Here is a 19,776-nt window from a genome sequence, read left to right as displayed (position 1 = left end):
CATGAGGATCGAACGAGTTGTCCTGGCCGGCGGTGGAACCGCCGGCCATGTGTCGCCCCTGCTCGCGACCGCCGACGCGCTGCGCGCACGCTTGCCGAAGATCGAGATCGCGGTGCTGGGCAGCGAGGGCGGACTCGAGGAAGACCTCGTGCCGGCACGTGGTTACGAGCTCACGATCATCCCGAAGGTGGCCTTTCCGCGCCGGCCGAACGGCGCCGCCGTGCGTTTTCCCGGCGCGTTCCGCGAAGCGGTGGCGCGCACCAAGGACCTGCTGGACGAGCGTGACGCGCAGGTCGTCATCGGCTTCGGCGGACACGTCAGCACGCCCGCCTACCTGGCGGCGCGCCGCCGCGGCACGCCGTTCGTGATCCACGAACAGAACGCCCGGCCGGGCCTGGCCAACAAGCTCGGTGCGCGGATGACGCCGTACGTCGCGACCACCTTCTCCAGCACGCCGCTGCCGCACGCGCAGGTCATCGGGCTCCCGCTGCGCCGCGAGATCACCGACCTCGACCGGGCCGGGATGCAGGCACAGGCCCGCACGCAGTTCGGGCTCGAACCCGACCGTCCGACGCTGCTGGTGACCGGCGGGTCGCTCGGTGCGCTCTCGCTCAACGAGGCGACGTGGGCCGCCCGCGAGACCCTCGCCGACGCCGGGGTGCAGGTGCTGCACGTCACCGGGCGCGGCAAGGCCTTCGACGCTTCCGAGGCGCGCGCGCCGTACACCGTGCTCGAGTACGCCGACCGGATGGACCTCTGTTACGCGGCCGCCGACCTCGTCGTCACCCGATCGGGTGCCGGAATGGTGTGCGAGACGAGTGCCGTGGGCCTGCCGTCCGTCTTCGTGCCGCTGCCGATCGGCAACGGCGAGCAGCGCCTCAACGCGGCCGACACCGTCGCCGCCGGGGGAGCCCTGCTCGTCGACAACGACGACTACACCGCCGACTGGGTGCGCGACCAGCTCGTGCCGCTGATCACCGACCGCGCCCGGCTGGCCGCGATGGCCGCCGCGATGCGCGCCCAGCAGCATGCGAAGGCCGCCGAGGCCCTGGTCGACCTCGCCGAACGGGCCGTGGAGGAGCAGGCGTGAGCAACGGCGTCAACGAACGCTTCGACTTCTCCGCCGCGCTGCCGCGGGTGGAAGACCTGACCCGGGCTCACTTCATCGCGATCGGCGGGTCGGGGATGTCGGGCATCGCCCGGTTGATGCGTGCCCGCGGCGTCGAGGTCAGCGGATCGGACAACGCCGAGTCGGCTGCGGTCGACAAGCTGCGCAGCGAGGGCATTGCGGTCACCATCGGCAACCGGGCCGAGAACATCGACCCGCTGCCCGACGGCACCGTCGTCGTCGTGTCGTCGGCGATCACCGAAGACAATCCGGAGCTGATCGAGGCCAGGCGCCGCGGCCTGAACGTGTTGCACCGGGCCCAGGGCCTCGCGATCGTGCTCGCCGGCCGGGCCGGGCTCGCCGTCGCGGGAGCCAACGGCAAGACCACCACCTCCGGGATGGCCACGACGGCCCTGCGCGCACTGGGTCGTGACCCGTCGTTCGCCACCGGCGCCGAGATCGCCGGCATCGGCGCCAACTCCGGCGTGGGAACCGGTGCTGAGTTCGTCGTCGAGGCCGACGAGAGCGACGGCTCGTTCGTCGTCTACCACCCCAAGATCGCGATCGTCACCAGCGTGAAGGACGATCACTTCGACTTCTACGGCACGACCGACAACCTCGTCGCCGCCTACCGCCGGTTCGCGCTCACGGTCGCAGCGGACGGCCTGCTCGTCTGCTGCGCCGACGATCCCGGCAGCGCCGACCTGGGTCGGTGGGCCGCGGAACAGGGCCGGCGGGTCGTCACCTACGGCACCTCCCCGGAGGCCGACGTCCGCTTCGAACGCCCGGTCGAGGACGGCTGGTCGGTGCGGGCAGATCTGCGGATCAGCGGGGGAGAAGTGCTTAACCTTCAACTCAACGTTCCAGGTTTTCACAACCTGGAGAACGCGTCCGGTGTGGTGGCCGCGCTGGTGTTCGGGCTCGAGGTCGCCCCGTCCGATGCGGTGGCCGCGATGGCGTCCTTCCGAGGCACCTCACGTCGGGTTGAACTCAAGGGTGAGGCCGGTGGGGTGCGAGTGGTCGACGACTACTCCCACAACCAGGGCAAGCTCGCCGCGTTGGTGCGCACCGGCCGTCAGCTGCGCGGCTCGGGTCGGCTCGTCGTGGTCTTCCAGCCGCATCTCTACAGCCGCACCCGCGACCAGGCCATCGGCATGGCGGAGGCACTCGACGGCGCCGACGTCGCGGTGTTGATGGACGTCTACGGCGCCCGCGAGCAACCGATGGACGGCGTGAGCAGCGACCTGATCGCGCAGGCGATGCGCCGTCCGTGCACCCGCACCCACTCGGCGCAGGAGACTGTCGACCTCGTGGTCGCGACCGTTCGCCCCGGCGACCTGCTCATCACCGTGGGGGCGGGGGACGTCACCAAGCTGGCCCCACGAATCCTGGAACGTCTGCAAGGCTGATCGAAGTGCGGCCGAGCGCTCAACCTGAAGTCGACCTTGACAGTCGCGAAGGGGTGCCCTCACCGCGTACCATGCGGCGGAAGTACCGTTGGGTTGCCCGAGGCACGACGTCGCCCATCGACTGAAGTCCATCGATCTCGACAAAGGAAGGCCAACGTTCGTGGCATCTCCGCAGAACTACCTCGCAGTGATCAAGGTCGTCGGTATCGGCGGCGGCGGGGTCAACGCCGTGAACCGGATGATCGAGCAGGGGCTCAAGGGAGTCGAGTTCATCGCGATCAACACCGACGCCCAGGCGCTGCTCATGTGTGACGCCGACGTGAAGCTCGAGGTGGGCCGTGAGCTCACCCGTGGGCTCGGCGCCGGAGCCGACCCCGAGGTCGGTCGCAAGGCCGCCGAAGACCACGAGGAAGAGATCGAAGAGGTGCTCAAGGGCGCCGACATGGTCTTCGTCACCGCCGGCGAGGGCGGCGGCACGGGCACCGGCGGTGCGCCGGTCGTCGCGAAGATCGCCAAGAACCTCGGCGCGCTGACCATCGGTGTCGTCACCCGTCCGTTCACCTTCGAGGGTCGCCGCCGCGCCGGTCAGGCCGACCTCGGCATCAACGCGCTGCGCGACGAGGTCGACACCCTCATCGTCATCCCGAACGACCGACTGCTGTCGATCAGCGACCGCAACGTGTCGATGCTCGACGCGTTCCGCAGCGCCGACCAGGTGCTGCTGTCCGGTGTCCAGGGCATCACCGACCTGATCACCACCCCGGGCCTGATCAACCTGGACTTCGCCGACGTGAAGTCGGTCATGCAGGGGGCGGGCTCCGCGCTCATGGGTATCGGCTCGGCCCGCGGTGAAGACCGCGCCGTGCAGGCCGCGGAGTTCGCGATCTCCAGCCCACTGCTCGAGGCGAGCATCGACGGCGCCCAGGGCGTGCTGCTGTCGGTGCAGGGTGGCAGCGACCTCGGTCTGTTCGAGATCAACGAGGCGGCCCGCCTGGTGCAGGAAGCCGCGCACCCCGAGGCCAACATCATCTTCGGTGCGGTCATCGACGACGCCCTCGGCGACGAGGTGCGTGTCACCGTCATCGCGGCCGGCTTCGACGGCGGCGCCCCGACCAAGCGCACCGACGACCGCGCGCTCGGCCAGATCCAGGGTTCGCAGCGGGCCAACCAGGTGCCCGCAGGCAACCAGCAGCGGGTGCAGTCGCCCGCCGAGGCCGCCGGCGCCGTGTCGGGTCAGCAGCGCGCCCCGCAGGGTGCCCCGGCCGGTCAGCAGGGTGGTCAGGGTGCACCGCAGCAGGCGGCGCGTCCGGTGCAGCAGGGTCAGCCGCCCCAGCAGGGCGCCCAAGCCCCGCAGCGCGACGACCAGCCGCAGCAGGGCCAGCCGGGTGGCCAGCAGGGCCGTCCGCAGCAGCCGGGCCAGGTTCAGCCGACGTCCACCTCGCGCCCGCCGCGTGAGGTCACGTTCGACGACGGCGACGACGACCTGGACGTGCCCGACTTCCTGAAGTGATCGAAGGACTGCACACCGGTGTTCTGGTGGCGTGACGAACGCGAGGTCGGCGACTGGGTCGTCGACCTCGCGTTCACCGATTCCGAGGGTGGTGTCAGCCGCGGCGGCTACGCCGGGCTCAACCTCGGCGCTCACGTGGGTGACGACCCAGAGGCGGTGGCGACCAACCGGGAGCGTCTGGCGCAGGCGGTCGACACGACCGACCTGCGGTTCATGGCGCAGGTGCACGGGGCCGATGTCGCGGTGCTCGAGCAGCAGTCCGACGGCGCACCCGCCCCGACCGCCGACGGCCAGGTGACGTCGGCGTTCGACCGCACCCTGGTGGTGCTGGTGGCCGACTGCACGCCGGTGCTGATCTACGACCGGGAACAACCCCTCGTCGCGGCCGTGCACGCGGGCCGGCCCGGCATGCTCGCCGCAGTGGTGCCCGAGACCGTCCGCACCATGCGGGAGCTCGGGTCGGGTCGGTTGGGTGCGGTGGTCGGGCCGTCGGTGTGCAGCCGGTGCTACGAGGTGCCCGCCCAGATGCGTGACGATGCGGCGGCCCGGGTGCCGGCGTCGTACGCCGTCAGTTGGACCGGAACGCCGGCGATCGACGTCGCCGCCGGTGTGGTGTCGCAGCTGCGGGCCGACGACGTCGAGCTCGACTGGATCCCCGGATGCACCCGCGAGGAGGGTCGGCTCTACTCCCATCGCCGTGACCCCGGTGCCGGACGTTTCGCCGGCGTGGTCACCTTGCGCCGGAGGGCCTGAGATGACCGAGCTCGACGATCGCTCCCGGGAGTTGCGGGACAACCTCGCCGCCGTCCGCGCCCGCATCGCCGACGCGGCGCGGGCCGCCGGCCGCGCCGCCGACGACGCGACGCTGATCGTCGTCTCCAAGTATTTCCCGGTCGCCGACGTCCGCCGGCTGATCGACCTGGGCGTCACCGACTTCGGGGAGAACAAGGACCAGGAAGCCTCGGCGAAGTTCGCCGAGATCTTCGAGGGGGCGAGCGAGCAGGAGCGGGCGGCGCTCCGCCTGCATTTCGTCGGGCAGTTGCAGTCGAACAAGGCGGGGCATGTCGCCGCCTACGCCGACGTCGTGCAGTCGGTCGACCGGGCGAAGATCGCCTCGGCGCTGGCCAAGGGTGCCGAGCGCCACGGTCGCACCCTCGAGGTGATGGTGCAGGTCGACCTCGACGGTTCCGATCCCGGACGCGGAGGAGCCCTGCCCGAACAGATCGCCGACCTCGCCGCACACGTCGCGGGTCTCGAGCAGCTGCGGTTGAGCGGTTTGATGGCGGTGGCTCCGCGCGGCGCCGACCCCGATGCCGCGTTCGCCCGGCTGGCCGAGTTGTCGCGCGACCTGCGGGCCGCGCATCCCTCGGCGGACCGGATTTCGGCCGGCATGAGCGGTGACCTCGAGCAAGGGGTGCGCCACGGCGCGACGCACGTGCGCATCGGCAGCGCCGTGCTCGGGCCCCGGCCGGCGGTCTGACCGACCGTGTCCGGCCCGGCACATCAAAATGTGGCGTGTCGGATTGGTAATCCACGGGATTCGACGCCCGCGCCGGTAGCGTCGGCGGCGACCACACCGGACCACAGCGGATCGCCGCACCCAAGGAGCAAGAGATGGCAGGCGCACTGCGCAAGACCATGGCGTACCTCGGACTCGCCGAGGAGGACAGCCGTTACAAGGACGAGTACGACGACTACGGTCACGACGGCTACGACCACGACGGTTACGACGACTACGCCGACTCCGGTTTCGACGAGGTCGAGCACGTGGCCGACAACCCGCCGGCCCCGGTCACCCCGCTGCGCAAGAACAACGTCGCCGCGGTGGCGGCACACCCCAAGGCAGGCGACATGAGCCGGATCAACGCGATTCACCCGCGCACCTACAACGAGGCCAAGGAGATCGGGGAGAGCTTCCGCAGCGGCATCCCGGTGATCATGAACCTCTCCGACATGGACGACACCGACGCCAAGCGTCTCGTCGACTTCGCCGCCGGCCTCGTGTTCGGGCTGCACGGCACCATCGAGCGGGTCACCGCCAAGGTGTTCCTGCTGTCGCCGGCCGGCGTCGAGGTGGCGACGACCGGCACCGACAGCAAGGGCTCGCGCGGCCTGTTCAACCAGAGCTGAGAAGATATCGGGACGAGCCTCGGTGTGGGGGCTCGTCCCGATCTGTCTGGAGTGAAGCGTGGATCAGTTGAGAACCGTCCTCGGGGCGCTCCTTTACCTGTACTTCATCATCCTGCTGGCGCGTCTGGTCTTCGACTGGATCCAGGTCTTCGCCCGCGACTGGCGGCCCAAGGGGGCCGTTCTGGTCGTCGCCGAGGGTGTGTATTCGCTCACTGATCCGCCCCTCAAAGCGCTGCGAAAGGTGTTCAAGCCGCTGCGGATCGGGCAGGTGCGACTCGACATCGCCTTCCTGATTCTGATGCTGGGTGTGAGTTTGCTGCTGGGTGTCATAAGCTGACCGGCGACATATTTACAAGCGTCGCTGCGTCGCGCCCTCGAACAGGTGGCCGGTGCGCGACCCGTAGGCCGCAGAGGTGACCACATGGCGTTGACGCCTGAGGACGTAGTCAAGAAGGAATTCACCAAGCCGAAGGGCTTCGGTAAGAGCGGCTATGACGAAATCCAGGTGGACGACTTCCTCGACGAGATCGTCGTCGAGCTGCGCCGGTTGAACGCCGAGAACGAAGACCTCGCCGCCCAGCTGGCCGATTGCCGCCGTGCGTCGGGCAAGCCGGCGAACCTCGGCAAGACCGACGCCGCAAGCACCGTCTCCGCCGAGGCCCCGACCCAGGCCACCCCGGTGCTGACCCCGGCCGCGTCCGCCGAGAAGCCGTCCGCAGACGACTCGGCGGTGCGCGGACGCATCGCCGACGCCGAGCGCGAACTGAAGGACGTCGAGGGCCGGCTCACGAGCGCCCGCGAGGAGTTGGCGAAGGCGCAGCAGGACACCAGGACCGAGCAGTCGAAGCTCGCCGACCTGAAGTCGCAGGTCGCCAAGGCCGAGAGCGACCTCAAGGCCGCTCAGGACGGCGCCGCAGCGGCTGCCGCCCAGCCGGCCGCGGGCGGCGAAGCGCACGCGCTGGCCGGTGCCGGCGCGGCCGGTGGCGCGGCCGGTGTCATCGCACTTGCGCAGAAGCTGCACGACGAGCACGTGCGCGAGGGCGAGACGACCCGCGACAAGCTCATCCGTGACGCGCAGGCCCACCACGACAAGGTGGTCGGTGAGGCCACGGCCAAGCGCGACGACCTGCTGAAGACCGGACAGTCGAAGTACGACGAGTTCGTCAGCACGGGCCAGGCCAAGCACGACGACCTGGTGAAGACCGGTCAGGCGAAGCACGACGACCTGGTCAAGACCGGTCAGGCGAAGCACGACGAGCTCGTCAAGACCGGCCAGAGCCGACACGACGAGTTGATCAACACCGGTCAGACCCAGCACGACGACCTGGTGCGCACGGCCAACGAGGAGCGCACCTCGGTGCTCACCGACCTCACCAATCAGCGTGACGGCCTGAACACCAAGATCGAGTCGCTCAAGGGCTTCGAGAGCGACTACCGCAGCAAGCTGCGCGGTTACATCGAGGGTCAGCTGGAGCAGTTGAAGTCGGTCGGACTCGACGACGTCAAGAGCGACAAGCACCAGTAGTCGCCGACCGGCCCGGGGCCGGTCGAGACGATCGAGGCGGTCACCCCTGCGGGGGTGGCCGCCTCGCGGTTTCTCCGGTTGTTTCGAACCGAACATCGAACCGAGAGAATTCCGTTGAATTTCCGGCGTTTTGGCACATGGGGCCTGCCTTCGTCGCTTATCCTCAGGCAGTCCGTCGCTGTGACGGGCATCTCCTTTCCGTCCGAAGCGACGGTTTTTTCCACGAAAGGGCACCCGCATGGCGGCGAAGGGCAGTCCGAAGTCCGACGAGCAGCGGCGCTCGCGCGTCGGGTCGCTGCTGCGCACGGCGACCGGTGCCGTCGGGGCGGTCGGACGGGTGGCCGGCGTGACGCGCGGTCGTGGCGACGAGGCAGCGACCGACAGCGCCGCAGCCAAGAAGGCACCTGCCAAGAAGACTCCGGCGAAGACGGCTGCCAAGAAGACGGCCGCCAAGAAGACACCTGCGAAGAAGACAGCTGCCGAGAAGACGAGCGCGACGAAGGCAGTTGCGAAGAACGCTGCGCCGACGAAGAGTGCTGCGGCGAAGGCGCCCGTGCAGAACGCACCTGCACGCAAGACCGCTGCCAAGAAGGTCGCACCGACGAAGAAAGCGGCCGCCAAGACCACGGCAGCCAAGAAGACCGCAACCGCGAAGAAGACCAGCACGTCGGCAACCGCGCCGGCGCCGAAGAAGGAGACGACGGTGAGCACTGCTGCCGCGCCGAAGAGCACCGCCAAGAAGGCGCCGTCCCGGGCACGAAAGAGCGCCGCGCAGGCGGCCGCAGACCTCGTCGTCCGTGAGGACGAATCGCCTTGGACCCCAGAGGAACTCACTGAGGTGCACGGTGAGCTCTCGGCCGAGATCGAGCGGTTCCGCACCGAGCTGAAGTCGATCGAGGCCGACATCGCCGGGCTCATCCATGACGACAACGGTGGCGCCGGCGACGACCAGGCCGACGTGGGCTCGAAGGCGCTGGAGCGGGAGTACGAGTACTCCCTGGCGCAGAACAACCGGGCGTCGATGGAGCAGGCGATCCGCGCGCTGGCCCGCATCGACGACGGCACGTACGGCATCTGTGAGAGCTGCGGCAACCCGATCGGCAAGCTTCGGCTGCAGGCGTTCCCGCGTGCGACACTGTGCGTGCAATGCAAACAGAAGCAGGAACGCCGCTGAGTCCGTCCACCCGTCCGTCCGGTGTGACTCGTCGCGGGTCGATCGGTGTTCTCGTGCTGGTCGCGGTCATCGGTTACGCGCTCGACCAGTCGACCAAGGCGTGGGCGGTGTCCGCCCTCACGCCCGGCGAGCCCAAGGAGTTGGTGGGCAGCCTGCTTCGGCTGCGGCTCACCTTCAACCCGGGTGCCGCGTTCTCGATCGCGACCAACGCGACGTGGGTGCTGACGATCATTGCCACCGCGGTGATCGCGTTCACCATCTTCTCGGCGCGCAAGCTACGCAGCCGGGCGTGGGCGCTCGGCCTCGGCCTGCTGATCGGCGGGGCGCTCGGCAACCTCACCGACCGATTCCTGCGCGAGCCGTCGTTCGCGAAGGGGCACGTCGTCGACTTCCTCGAGCTGCCGCACTGGCCGATCTTCAACGTGGCCGACATCTGCGTCGTCTCGGCGGCCTGCCTCATCGCGCTGTTGTCGATCCGAGGCATCGGGTTGGACGGTTCGCGGCTGGAGTCGTCCGGCACGAACGCCGAGTCGACCGCTGACATGAAGACCGACGCGAAGAACGAGGCCGACACCGATGAGTGATCTCAAGGCGCTCGCCGTCCCGGAGGGGTTGGAGGGCGAGCGGGTCGATGCCGCCATCGCCCGGGTGCTGGGCCTGTCGCGCACCCGCGCCGCCGAGCTCGCCGCGTCCGGAGCCGTGCGGCTCGACGGCTCGCAGGTGGGCAAGTCCGAGCGGGTCAGCGCGGGGCAGTGGCTGGAGGTCGACGTGCCCGCGCAGGTCGACCGCACGCCGCAGGTGAAGCCGCAGCTCATCGACGATCTGCGGATCGTGCACGACGACACCGAGATCGTCGTCGTCGACAAACCCGCCGGGGTCGCCGCCCATCCGAGTGTCGGTTGGGACGGTCCGGACGTCGTGAGCGGACTGGCCGGGGCCGGCTACCGTATCTCCACCTCGGGTGCTCCGGAGCGGCAGGGCATCGTCCAACGCCTCGACGTCGGCACGTCCGGTCTGATGGTCGTCGCCAAGTCGGAGCGGGCCTACACGGTGCTCAAGCAGGCGTTCCGTGACCGGACGGTCGACAAGACCTACCACGCGCTGGTGCAGGGGCTGCCCGACCCGGTGGTCGGCACCATCGAGGCCCCGATCGGTCGCCACCCCAACCACGACTACAAGTTCGCGGTCATGCAGTCGGGCCGCGCGAGCGTCACCCACTACGAGCTCGTCGAGGCGTTCCGCTCGATGTCGCTGCTGGAGATCCACCTGGAGACCGGTCGCACGCACCAGATCCGGGTGCACTTCTCGGCCCTTCACCACCCCTGCGTCGGTGACCCGCTGTACGGGTCCGACCCGAAGTTGGCCAAGAAGCTCGGCCTCGACCGGCAGTGGCTGCACGCCGTCGAGCTGGGCTTCGAGCACCCGGGGTCGGGGGAGTGGATCACCTTCGAGAGCCCGTACCCGAAGGATCTGCAGCACGCGCTCGACATCGCGCGCGCCGGCTGACGCACCTGTGCTCGAATTCCTCCTGCTCGCCGGAGCGGGCCTGTCCGTGTCGATCTTCGGCTACTACCTGAAGTTTCGCCTGAGGTGGGCATTGCACCGCCGCCGGGCGCGGCGGGTGAAGGTGGGCCGAGCGTTGTCGTTCCCGGCGAGCGTCACGGTCGCTGGCGGGCGGGAGCGGCGAGCCCGCGTCTTCCGTTCCGGTGACCAGATGTATGTCCGGCTGTTCATCGGTGGATTCGTGTTCGACGCGTTCGGTGCCGGGCGCGGGATGGTCACCGAGCCCGGCTGGATCGCCGGTCGGGAACTGGCGGTCGACCGTGTCCGGTTCCGCGCCGACGACGACAGGACGGTGCAGGTCGGCCTGCCGCCGGACGACGTCTCGTTGCTGGTCGACGTGATGGCCGGGCCGAGCCGTGACCGGCCGAGGTTCGCAGCGCCGGCGTTGGCCCTTGCCATCGTCTTCGGTGTCGTCGCCTTGGCGCCAGGGGTCTTCGCACTGGCGAGCTACGACGCCCGCGCCCAGGTCGTGTCGACCGACGCAATGAACTACTCCTGCCAAGTGCGGTGGACCCACGGCGGGCACACGCACGTCACGGGGGTCGACTGCACGGACGATTCCGGCTACCCCGCGCCCGTCGGCACCTGGATCGACATCACCGCCCAGTACCCGCCCTTCGACGGGCAGGCGGTCGCCGGGCCCCGGAGCGACGCGATCCCGTTCATGGCGGTGCTCGCGCTGCCCGCTCTGGCGAGTCTGGTGGTGGCTGCGTGGCGAGCGAGGGGACCACGCCGTCCGGTGCGCTTGACGCCCGTTGCGCAGCAGACCGACGTCGGACCGGTCCGGCTGGAGCCCGCCACAGGGTTGCCCGATCTGGTGCGGGTGGTCCAGGACCGGTATCGGTTGGCCCCAGGCGGTTCCACGACGCCAGACCGACCCTGGACGGGTGCGGTGACCCTTTGGCGTCTCACCCCGGGAGCAGGCTGGGTGTGGGCCGGCGCTTTCGTGTCGGGTCTTCTCGTCCGCGTTGGCCCCGACGAGGGCAGCTTCTGGATCTGGATCCCGGTGCTTGCGGGGATCGCCTACTACCTGCTGCGACTGCTCACCACCTACCGGGCCGTGCGTGCGCTCGCGACCGCGCCGGCCACCAGCGAATGGGACGGCCTCGCGGTCACCGACGACATCGGTGCGTGGATGCTGTTGCTCGTCCTCGGCGACCACGTGCACTGGCTGGTTCCGTGCCGTCGGCAGCCGCCGATCCGCGACCGCTGGACGATGTTCGGGGAGCCGGGCGACGGGCTGGTCCGTCTCGTCGCGCAGAGTGACGGCCGCAGCCGCACTGTCGTCGTCGAACGGGTCGACGACGCGCTGGCCGCGACGATCCGGCGCGATCTGACCAGCCGTCTGGACGGCGCAGCGGTTGACCGAGCCACGTAACACAGGCCTCATCCGTCGCATCCGGCGCGCTGAGGAGGCGGTTGTCGGCGGCGCGACCTAGACTCATCGGCGATGTCCAGCGAAACCTTCACCCGCAGCGATTTCGTCCACCTCCACGTCCATACGGAGTACTCCATGCTGGACGGCGCGGCTCAGGTGAAGCCGCTGTTCAAGGAGGTGCAACGCCTCGGCATGCCGGCGGTTGCGATGAGCGACCACGGCAACATGTTCGGGGCTTACGACTTCCAGAACGTCGCCCGCGACTTCGCCGACGTCAAGCCGATCATCGGCATCGAGGCCTATGTCGCGCCGTCCGACCGGCGCAACCGCAAGCAGGAGTTCTGGGCGACCTCGGGCCAGCGCGACAACAACGTCGACGGTGAGGGCGGCAAGGACATCTCCGGTGCCGGGCGCTACCTGCACATGACGATGTGGGCCAAGAACGCCGCCGGCCTGCGCAACCTGTTCGCGTTGAGCTCGCTGGCCAGCTTCGAGGGTTTCTACGGCAAGCCGCGCATGGACAACGAGATCCTCGCGCAGCGCGCCGAGGGCATCATCGCGACCACCGGCTGCCCCTCGGGTGCGGTGCAGACCCGGCTGCGGCTGGGGCAGTTCGAGGAGGCCTGCGCGGCGGCTGCCGAACTCCAGGACATCTTCGGCAAGGACAACTTCTACCTGGAGCTGATGGACCACGGCGTCGACATCGAACGTCAGGTGCGCCAAGACCTGCTGCGCGTCGCCAAGCGGCTCGACCTGCCGCTGCTGGCCACCAACGACTCCCACTACGTCACCGAAGACCAGGCCGACAGCCACGACGACCTGCTCTGTGTGGGTGTGGGCCGCAACAAGGACGACGCCAACCGGTTCCGGTTCAACGGGTCGGGTTACTACATCAAGTCGGCCGACGAGATGCGCGAGCTGTTCAGGGAGTTGCCGGAGGCGTGTGACAACACGCTGCGGGTGGCCGAGCAGATCGAGTCCTACGCCGACGTGTTCGCCCACGTCGACCGCATGCCGCAGTTCCCCGACGTGCCGGAGGGGCAGACCCAGGGCGAATACCTGCGCGAACAGATCAAGCTCGGTGTGATCGAGCGCTACGGCGACGACGTGCCCGAGGGTGTGTGGGAGCGGATCGAGACCGAGATGGCGGTCATCGAGCCGATGGGATTCAGCTCCTACTTCCTCGTGGTCGCCGACATCTGCAAGCACGCCCGCGACAACGGCATCCCGCTCGGTCCCGGACGTGGTTCGGCGGCCGGTTCGTTGGTGGCCTACCTGACCCGCATCATCGAACTCGACCCGTTGGAACACGGGCTGCTGTTCGAGCGGTTCCTCAACCCCGAGCGAATCAGCCCGCCCGACGTCGACCTCGACTTCGACGACCGCCAGCGCGACAAGATGGTGAAGTACGTCACCGAGAAGTACGGCGCCGATTACACCGCCCAGGTCAACACCTTCTCCACGATCAAGGCGAAGGCCGCGATCAAGGACGCCAACCGCATCCTCGGCTTCCCGTTCAGCCTCGGTGACCAGATCTCCAAGGCGATGCCGCCCGACGTGCAGGGCAAGGGTGTGCCGCTGGCGGCCACCTACGACAAGGAACACCCGCGCTACAACGAGGGTGTCGACTTCCGCGCCATGATCGAGGCGCAGCCCGAGGTGAAGAAGGTCTTCGAGACCGCCCGCGGGCTCGAGGGCAAGATCCGCGGCACCGGCGTGCACGCCGCCGCGGTCATCCTGTCGTCGGCGCCGCTGCTCGACCTCATCCCGATGCACCGTCGCGACAAGGACGGCACCATCATCACCGGCTTCTCCTACCCGCAGTGCGAGGAGATGGGCCTGGTCAAGATGGACTTCCTGGGGTTGCGCAACCTCGGCATCATCGACCAGGCGTTGAAGAACATCGAGGCCAACCGCGGCGAGAAGATCACCACCGAGACCATCCCGCTCGACGACCCGAAGACCTACGAACTGCTGGGTCGCGGCGACACCCTCGGGGTGTTCCAACTCGACGGCGGCGGCATGCGCACCCTGCTGCGACAGATGGCCCCGACCGGGTTCGAGGACATCACCGCTGTGCTCGCCCTGTACCGCCCGGGTCCGATGGGCGCGAACGCGCACACCGACTACGCCGACCGCAAGAACGGCCGCAAACCGGTCATGCCGATCCACCCGGAGTTGAAGGACGCCCTCGACGACATCCTCGGCGAGACCTACCACCTGCTCATCTACCAGGAGCAGATCATGGCCATCGCCCGGAAGCTGGCGGGTTACACCCTCGGTGGTGCAGACCTGCTGCGCCGGGCGATGGGTAAGAAGAAGCCCGAGGTGCTGGCCAAGGAGTGGGACAACTTCTCCGCGGGTATGGCCAAGAACGGCTACTCCGCCGACGCGACCAAGGCATTGTGGGACGTCATGCTCCCGTTCGCCGGCTACGCGTTCAACAAGTCGCACGCCGCCGGTTACGCCCTCGTGTCCTGCTGGACGGCCTACCTCAAGGCCAACTACCCGGCCGAGTACGCCGCCGCGCTGCTCACCTCGGTGGAGGACTCCAAGGACAAGATGGCGATCTACCTCGCCGACACCCGCAAGCTGGGCATCAAGGTGTTGCCGCCCGACGTCAACGAGTCGATCGACGACTTCACCGCAGTCGGTGAGGACATCCGGTTCGGGCTGGCCGCCGTCCGCAATGTGGGTGGCAACGTCGTCGACGGCATCGTGCAGGCACGTCAGGAGAAGGGCCGGTTCACCAGCTTCGAGGACTTCCTGCGCAAGGTGCCGGTTGTCGTCTGCAACAAGCGCACCATCGAGTCGCTCATCAAGGCCGGCGCGTTCGACGACCTGCAGCACAAGCGGCAGGGGTTGGTGCACGTGCACGAGACGTACGTCGACTCGCTCGTTGAGGAGAAGCGCAACGAAGCCCACGGCCAGGACAGCCTGTTCGGCAGCTTCGGCGACCAGGAGGCCGTCACCTTCGCGGCGCTGCCGCCGATCCCCGACATCGAGTGGGACAAGCAGACGCTGCTGGCGTTCGAGCGCGACATGCTCGGGCTCTACGTCTCCGATCACCCGCTCTTCGGCGTCGAGCACGTGCTCGCCCAGCACGCCGACACCTCGATCGCGAAGCTACTCGGTGAGGACGCCCCCAAGGACCGCTCGATGGTCACCATCGCCGGTCTGGTCACCAGCCTGCAGCTCAAGCGCAACAAGAAGGGCGAGCTGTGGGCGATCGCCGAGGTGGAAGACCTCGAGGGATCGGTCGAAGTGCTGTTCTTCGCCAAGACCTACATGACGGTCTCGACGATGCTCAACACCGACGTCGTGTGCGTGATCCGCGCACAGGTGATGGCCCGGGAAGACTCCATCAGCCTCAACGCTCAGGAACTCACGATTCCGGAGCTGAAGTCCGACCTGCGCGGCCCGATCGTGCTGACGATGCCGCTGGCCCGGGCGAACAACGGACTTGCCTTGAAACTCAAGGGTGTTCTGGCCGAACACCCCGGCGGCACGGAGGTGCATGTGCGACTCACCCAACCCGGGCGACAGGTCACGGTCAAACTCGACGACGCGTTGCGGGTTGCCGCGTCTCCAGCGTTGTACGGCGACCTCAAGGCGCTGCTCGGCCCGACCTGCCTCACCGCATGAGCACCCCGATGAACAACCCCACGATCCCGCCGCGCGCCGACCGAGAGCCGAAGGAGCGGGTGTTCCACGGCGACGTGTTCGTCGACGACTTCGCCTGGATGCGCGATCACGACGACCCGCGGTTGCTGCCGTTGGTCGAGGCCGAGAATGCCTACACAGCAGCGCGTACAGGTCATCTGCAGGAGGCGACCGACACGATCTTCGCCGAGATCAGGTCGCGGGTCGTCGAGGACGACGTGTCCGTGCCGGTGCGTCTCGGCGACTGGTGGTACTTCTCCCGCACCAGCCAGGGTGCGCAGTACGAGGTGCACGTCAGGGCGCCGTTCGTCGCCGACGAATCGCGACCGCAGCCGCAGCCCGGTGTGGCGCTGCCCGGCGAGCAGGTGCTCGTCGACGGCAACGCGGAGGCGGAGGGCGCCGAGTTCTTCGAGTTGGCTGCGCTGGAGATCGACCGATCGGGCACCCGGATGGCGGTGCTCGTCGACCGCACCGGGGGTGAGCGCTACGACCTCGAGGTGCGCGACATCGCCACCGGTGCGGTGCTCGATGCCGCCGTCACCCAGGTCGGCCACGACCTCGCGTGGTCGTTCGAGGGCACGCACCTGTTCTACGGGCGCCGCGACGACGCCTGGCGCGCCCACCAGATCTGGCGACACGAACTCGGCACCCCCGCCGACGCCGACGTGCTGGTGCTCGACGAGCCCGACGAGCTGTTCAATCTCGGGTTCGAGGCATCGCGTGACGACCGTTGGCTGGTGATCCACTCCGGGTCGCAGCTGACCACCGAGGCCCACCTGCTCGATCTCACCGCGCCGACCGGTGACCTGGTGCTCGTCGAGCCCCGTCGCCACGGCCTCGACTACAGCGTCGAGGTCGACGACGACCGCATCCTGGTGACCCACAACGAGACCCATGCCGACTTCGAGCTGGCGTGGGCGCCGCTCGCTACGCCGGGTCGTGCTCATTGGCGCACGGTCCACGCGCCGGCGCCGGGGGAGCGGGTGCTCGGTCCGGTGCCCTTCGCCGGCTTCGTCGCGCTGTTCATGCGCCGCGGTGGCCTGGCCACCGCCACCTTGCTGAGCAAGACGGACGGCGATCGCCCGTACGGCGCGCCGCGAGACATCCCGACCGCGTCAGCGCTCGCGGTGCTGAAGCCGGGTTCCAACCCGAGCTACGACGCCGACGCCGTGCAACTGGTCGCCACCTCGCTGCTGACGCCGCGCACCGTTCTCGACGTGCGTCCCGACGGCTCGAGCACCGTGTTGAAGACACAGCAGGTGCCCGGTTTCGACGCCGACCGGTACGTCGAGGAGCGGGTCTGGGTGCCCGGTCGCGACGGCACCCGGTTGCCGCTGGACATCGCCCGCCGGGTCGACGTCGAGCCCGACGGCTCCAACCCGGGCTACCTCTACGGTTACGGGTCGTACGAGGTGAGCATCGACCCGGCATTCTCGGTGCTGCGGCTGTCGATGCTCGACCGGGGCGTCGTCTATGCCCTGGCCCACCCGCGCGGCGGCGGTGAGATGGGGCGCGCCTGGTACGACCAGGGCAAGCTGCTGGACAAGCACCACACCTTCGACGACTTCGTCGACTGCGGCCGTTGGCTCGTCGAGCAAGGGTGGGTTTCCTCCGATCGCCTTGCCGCAGAAGGTGGTTCGGCGGGCGGGCTGCTGATCGGTGCGTCGATCAACCAGGCGCCGGAACTCTTCCGGGCGGTGCACGCGGCGGTGCCGTTCGTCGACGCGTTGACCACGATCCTCGACCCCACGCTGCCGCTCACGGTGGGCGAGTGGGAGGAGTGGGGCAACCCGATCGACGACCCGCAGGTCTACGCGGCGATGAAGGCGTACAGCCCCTACGAGAACATCGCCGCGGTGCAGTACCCCGCGGTGCTCGCGACCACCAGCGTCAACGACACCAGGGTGTCGTTCGTCGAGCCGGTGAAGTGGGTGCAGCAGCTGCGCGAGACCGTCACCAACGACCCGGCCGCGCGTCCGATCGTGTTGCGCACCGAGATCGTCGCCGGTCACGCCGGCAGCAGCGGACGCTACGACGCGTGGAAGCAGGACGCCTTCGAGATCGCGTTCCTGCTCGACCAGATCGGGGTGGCCGTCAGGCCGTCTGCTCCGCCTCGTCCTTGATCCGCACGAGCGTCTGCTTCATCCCGGTCAGCAGGTTCGCCTCGAAGCTCGGCTCGCCGCCGAGCATCTTTTCGACCAGCATCTTCGACACCGCCGTGGTGCCGTGGGTGACGTCGCGGGTCTGAGTCACCCGGGTGCCGCCGTCGCCGGTGGGTTCGAGGTCGAAGCTCCACACGCTGTGGTTCTCGCGCACCTTGAACGCGATGCGGCGGTTCGGTTCGAAGTCGACGACCTCGCTCTGGGTCGGCCACACCTTCCACCCCTGGCGGTTGATGTTGACGGTCGTGGTGCCCTGCTTCACCTCGCCGCCGCGCACGATCACCTTGCGGGTCTGGGGGCTCCATTCGCCCATCCGGCCGAGGTCGGAGACGACCGTCCACACCCGCTCGGGGGTCGCGGCGATGACGATCGAGGTCGTGAGGTTCGCGGGCATGGGCTACTCCAAGGTCGGCGGCGATAACAAAGGCACCCTATGTCGTGTCGGAACGCCGTCGGCGGCCTGAACCGCATGATTCGCAACCAAATTCATAGCCCCGAACTGCACCGCGACGACGAAGGTCGGCGGCGCCGCCGCCGGACTCCTTCCAGGGTCACGCCGGCGCCGAGTTGGCCGACCACATCGACGCGGAGCAGGTGCTCGCCGGCAACGACGTGATCAACGCGCTCGGTGGCGAGAAGGTCTTCCCGAAGAACCTGCTCGACCTGCTGACTCGGGCTCGACGACCTGCTCTACGAGATCACTGCGCCGACCGTCGACCTGATCCAGGAGACCGCGCGGGCGGCCGGTGCGGTGGGTGCCCGGATGACCGGTGGCGGCTTCGGCGGCAGCGTTATCGCGCTCGTCGAGGCGGGCAGCGCCGACGAGGTGCTGGCCGCCTGCGTGCGGGCCGCGCAGGCAGCAGGACACCCGGTGCCGACCGCGTTCGTGGCGCACGCGGGCGACGGCGCGCGCCGACTCGACGACTGAGTCAGTGCTGCCGGTCGCGGGCCGGGATGCGCAGCCCACTGGCGATGAGCCGGCGGATCAGCTGTCCGCCGCTGACCTGCGTGGCACCGGCCGCGACCACTTCGGCGTAGCGCTCCTGCGGGATGTCGTAGTGGTCGCCGTCGAACGCCCGACGGGGCAGGCCGAGGGCGTCGGCGAAGGCGTGCAGCTCCGCGTAGGACTCATCGCTGACCAGGTGCGACCAGATGCGTCCGTGCGCGGGCCAGAACGGCGGGTCGATGAGGATCACGCGAGCGCCTCCCGCAGCTTCGCGGCGTAGGCCTCGGCCTCGCCGTCCGCGTATTTCGTTCTGGGCCAGAAGAATCCGCGGAGGCCGTCGCCCTTGGTGCGGGGCACCACGTGGCAGTGCAGATGGGCCACCGACTGCGACACGACGTTGTTCATCGCCACGAAGCTGCCTTGGGCCCCGAGGGCCGGCGGCAGCAGTCGCGACACCGACTGCACCTGGTCGAAGAACGGCGCGAGTTGCTCGGGCGCGAGGTCGGGCAGGGTGACGACATGATCGGTGGGCACGACCAGGACGTGTCCCTTGAACACCGGCCGCGTATCGAGGAAACAGACGGCCGCATCGCTGCGGCGGACGATGTGGGCAGGAGTCGTGCCGGCGATCACGTCGCAGAACACACACCCGGCCATCGGGCCAGTATGCCGCCTCAGACGGTCTGTTCCCGACGCAGCGCGATGTTGTTGCACGCCTCACAGGTGTCTTCCGGCACGACGCCCCAGCGCATGAGATGGCCGAACACGTAGCAGCCGGCGCAGAATCCGAGCACCGCTTCCAGGGTCGCGAAGACCAGCAACACGGCCAGCAACACCAGCCCGAGGGTGTGCGCATCGAACACCAGCCAGGCGAGCGCGGCCGCCGTCGTGAAGGCCAACCCGATCGCCTGGGCGAAGCGCTTGGGCGGCCCTGCGGTCGGGATCGTCGTGCCGAGCCGGGGTGCGATCACCTGCGCGGCGAGGCGCCCGAGTGGGCTGAACCGGGGCCCGGCGGCCACCCGCAGCGCGAAGCCCACCGCCATGAGGGCCGGTAGCCAGCGCCATCCGGTGACGAGGGCGACCACTGCAAGCAGCACGACACCGCCCGCGACCGTGCGGGCCGCCTTCTCGTTGACCTCACGCGGGAATCCGATCAATGCCATAACCGTGAATTATGCAGCACCAAAGTCGTCGTGTCGTTCGGGTCC

At 68.8% G+C, this 19,776-nt stretch carries 19 protein-coding genes; 15 read left to right on the top strand and 4 right to left on the bottom strand.

Features of this window, described 5'->3' with window-relative positions:
* Position 1: 1 nt before the first annotated feature.
* The 14 genes from murG (at position 2) to DFJ65_RS12655 (ending at position 17,583) form a co-directional block, all read left to right on the top strand.
* Positions 2 to 1,090 carry an undecaprenyldiphospho-muramoylpentapeptide beta-N-acetylglucosaminyltransferase gene (gene murG, locus DFJ65_RS12720; RefSeq protein ID WP_115923333.1) on the top strand — a complete coding sequence of 363 codons (1,089 nt, stop codon included), beginning with the start codon at positions 2 to 4 and terminating at the stop codon, positions 1,088 to 1,090.
* Positions 1,087 to 2,517: a UDP-N-acetylmuramate--L-alanine ligase gene (gene murC, locus DFJ65_RS12715; RefSeq protein WP_245950230.1), complete on the top strand. Its 1,431-nt coding sequence runs from the start codon at positions 1,087 to 1,089 to the stop codon at positions 2,515 to 2,517. The genes murG and murC overlap by 4 nt, the downstream gene beginning before the upstream one ends.
* A 160-nt stretch (positions 2,518 to 2,677) precedes the next feature.
* On the top strand, positions 2,678 to 4,027 hold the full coding sequence (ftsZ, locus tag DFJ65_RS12710) for a cell division protein FtsZ (protein WP_115923332.1): 1,350 nt from the start codon (positions 2,678 to 2,680) through the stop codon (positions 4,025 to 4,027).
* Positions 4,028 to 4,045: 18 nt separating this feature from the next.
* Positions 4,046 to 4,780, top strand: a complete 735-nt coding sequence (pgeF, locus tag DFJ65_RS17840) for a peptidoglycan editing factor PgeF (RefSeq protein ID WP_115923331.1) — start codon at positions 4,046 to 4,048, stop codon at positions 4,778 to 4,780.
* A 1-nt stretch (position 4,781) separates the two neighbouring features.
* On the top strand, positions 4,782 to 5,507 hold the full coding sequence (locus DFJ65_RS12700) for a YggS family pyridoxal phosphate-dependent enzyme (RefSeq protein ID WP_115923330.1): 726 nt from the start codon (positions 4,782 to 4,784) through the stop codon (positions 5,505 to 5,507).
* Positions 5,508 to 5,641: 134 nt separating this feature from the next.
* Positions 5,642 to 6,157 carry a cell division protein SepF gene (locus DFJ65_RS12695; RefSeq protein ID WP_115923329.1) on the top strand — a complete coding sequence of 172 codons (516 nt, stop codon included), beginning with the start codon at positions 5,642 to 5,644 and terminating at the stop codon, positions 6,155 to 6,157.
* Between the two features lie 58 nt (positions 6,158 to 6,215).
* Entirely contained in the window at positions 6,216 to 6,494 is a 279-nt protein-coding gene (locus DFJ65_RS12690; RefSeq protein WP_115923328.1) for a YggT family protein, read from the top strand.
* A gap of 84 nt (positions 6,495 to 6,578) precedes the next feature.
* The gene (locus DFJ65_RS12685; RefSeq protein ID WP_115923327.1) at positions 6,579 to 7,682 is read left to right on the top strand and encodes a DivIVA domain-containing protein; all 1,104 of its coding nucleotides are present in this window, start codon (positions 6,579 to 6,581) and stop codon (positions 7,680 to 7,682) included.
* A gap of 238 nt (positions 7,683 to 7,920) precedes the next feature.
* Entirely contained in the window at positions 7,921 to 8,856 is a 936-nt protein-coding gene (locus DFJ65_RS12680; RefSeq protein ID WP_115923326.1) for a TraR/DksA family transcriptional regulator, read from the top strand.
* Entirely contained in the window at positions 8,829 to 9,440 is a 612-nt protein-coding gene (gene lspA / locus DFJ65_RS12675) for a signal peptidase II (RefSeq protein WP_115923325.1), read from the top strand. Before DFJ65_RS12680 ends, lspA begins: the two co-directional genes overlap by 28 nt.
* On the top strand, positions 9,433 to 10,362 hold the full coding sequence (locus DFJ65_RS12670) for an RluA family pseudouridine synthase (protein WP_115923324.1): 930 nt from the start codon (positions 9,433 to 9,435) through the stop codon (positions 10,360 to 10,362). Before lspA ends, DFJ65_RS12670 begins: the two co-directional genes overlap by 8 nt.
* Before the next feature lie 7 nt (positions 10,363 to 10,369).
* Positions 10,370 to 11,797: a hypothetical protein gene (locus DFJ65_RS12665; RefSeq protein WP_115923323.1), complete on the top strand. Its 1,428-nt coding sequence runs from the start codon at positions 10,370 to 10,372 to the stop codon at positions 11,795 to 11,797.
* Between the two features lie 72 nt (positions 11,798 to 11,869).
* Entirely contained in the window at positions 11,870 to 15,442 is a 3,573-nt protein-coding gene (dnaE, locus tag DFJ65_RS12660; RefSeq protein WP_115923322.1) for a DNA polymerase III subunit alpha, read from the top strand.
* On the top strand, positions 15,439 to 17,583 hold the full coding sequence (locus DFJ65_RS12655) for a S9 family peptidase (RefSeq protein WP_245950228.1): 2,145 nt from the start codon (positions 15,439 to 15,441) through the stop codon (positions 17,581 to 17,583). The genes dnaE and DFJ65_RS12655 overlap by 4 nt, the downstream gene beginning before the upstream one ends.
* Here the strand turns inward: DFJ65_RS12655 and DFJ65_RS12650 are convergent.
* Complete coding sequence (locus DFJ65_RS12650; protein WP_115923321.1) at positions 17,555 to 18,016, bottom strand: SRPBCC family protein; 462 nt, start codon at positions 18,014 to 18,016, stop codon at positions 17,555 to 17,557. The two genes, DFJ65_RS12655 and DFJ65_RS12650, sit on opposite strands and share 29 nt — an antisense overlap.
* A 291-nt stretch (positions 18,017 to 18,307) precedes the next feature.
* On the opposite strand from DFJ65_RS12650, the gene DFJ65_RS12645 reads away from it, so the two are divergent.
* On the top strand, positions 18,308 to 18,550 hold the full coding sequence (locus DFJ65_RS12645) for a hypothetical protein (RefSeq protein ID WP_115923320.1): 243 nt from the start codon (positions 18,308 to 18,310) through the stop codon (positions 18,548 to 18,550).
* 1 nt (position 18,551) lies between these two features.
* Here the strand turns inward: DFJ65_RS12645 and DFJ65_RS12640 are convergent, their stop codons facing one another.
* Genes DFJ65_RS12640 through DFJ65_RS12630 form a run of 3 tightly spaced genes read right to left on the bottom strand, consistent with a single transcriptional unit; the run spans position 18,552 to position 19,731 of the window.
* Positions 18,552 to 18,818, bottom strand: coding sequence for a DUF4031 domain-containing protein (locus DFJ65_RS12640; protein ID WP_115923319.1), 267 nt, complete (start codon positions 18,816 to 18,818; stop codon positions 18,552 to 18,554).
* Positions 18,815 to 19,282, bottom strand: a complete 468-nt coding sequence (locus DFJ65_RS12635) for an HIT family protein (protein ID WP_281269875.1) — start codon at positions 19,280 to 19,282, stop codon at positions 18,815 to 18,817. The genes DFJ65_RS12640 and DFJ65_RS12635 overlap by 4 nt, the downstream gene beginning before the upstream one ends.
* Positions 19,243 to 19,731, bottom strand: a complete 489-nt coding sequence (locus DFJ65_RS12630) for a DUF4395 domain-containing protein (protein WP_115923317.1) — start codon at positions 19,729 to 19,731, stop codon at positions 19,243 to 19,245. The genes DFJ65_RS12635 and DFJ65_RS12630 overlap by 40 nt, the downstream gene beginning before the upstream one ends.
* Between the last annotated feature and the right edge of the window lie 45 nt (positions 19,732 to 19,776).

Source organism: Calidifontibacter indicus, assembly GCF_003386865.1.
In the GTDB taxonomy this organism is placed as follows: Bacteria; Actinomycetota; Actinomycetes; order Actinomycetales; family Dermatophilaceae; genus Yimella; species Yimella indica.
The sequence above is the reverse complement of the archived record's forward strand: the minus strand, read 5'-3'. Positions and strand labels throughout refer to the sequence as shown.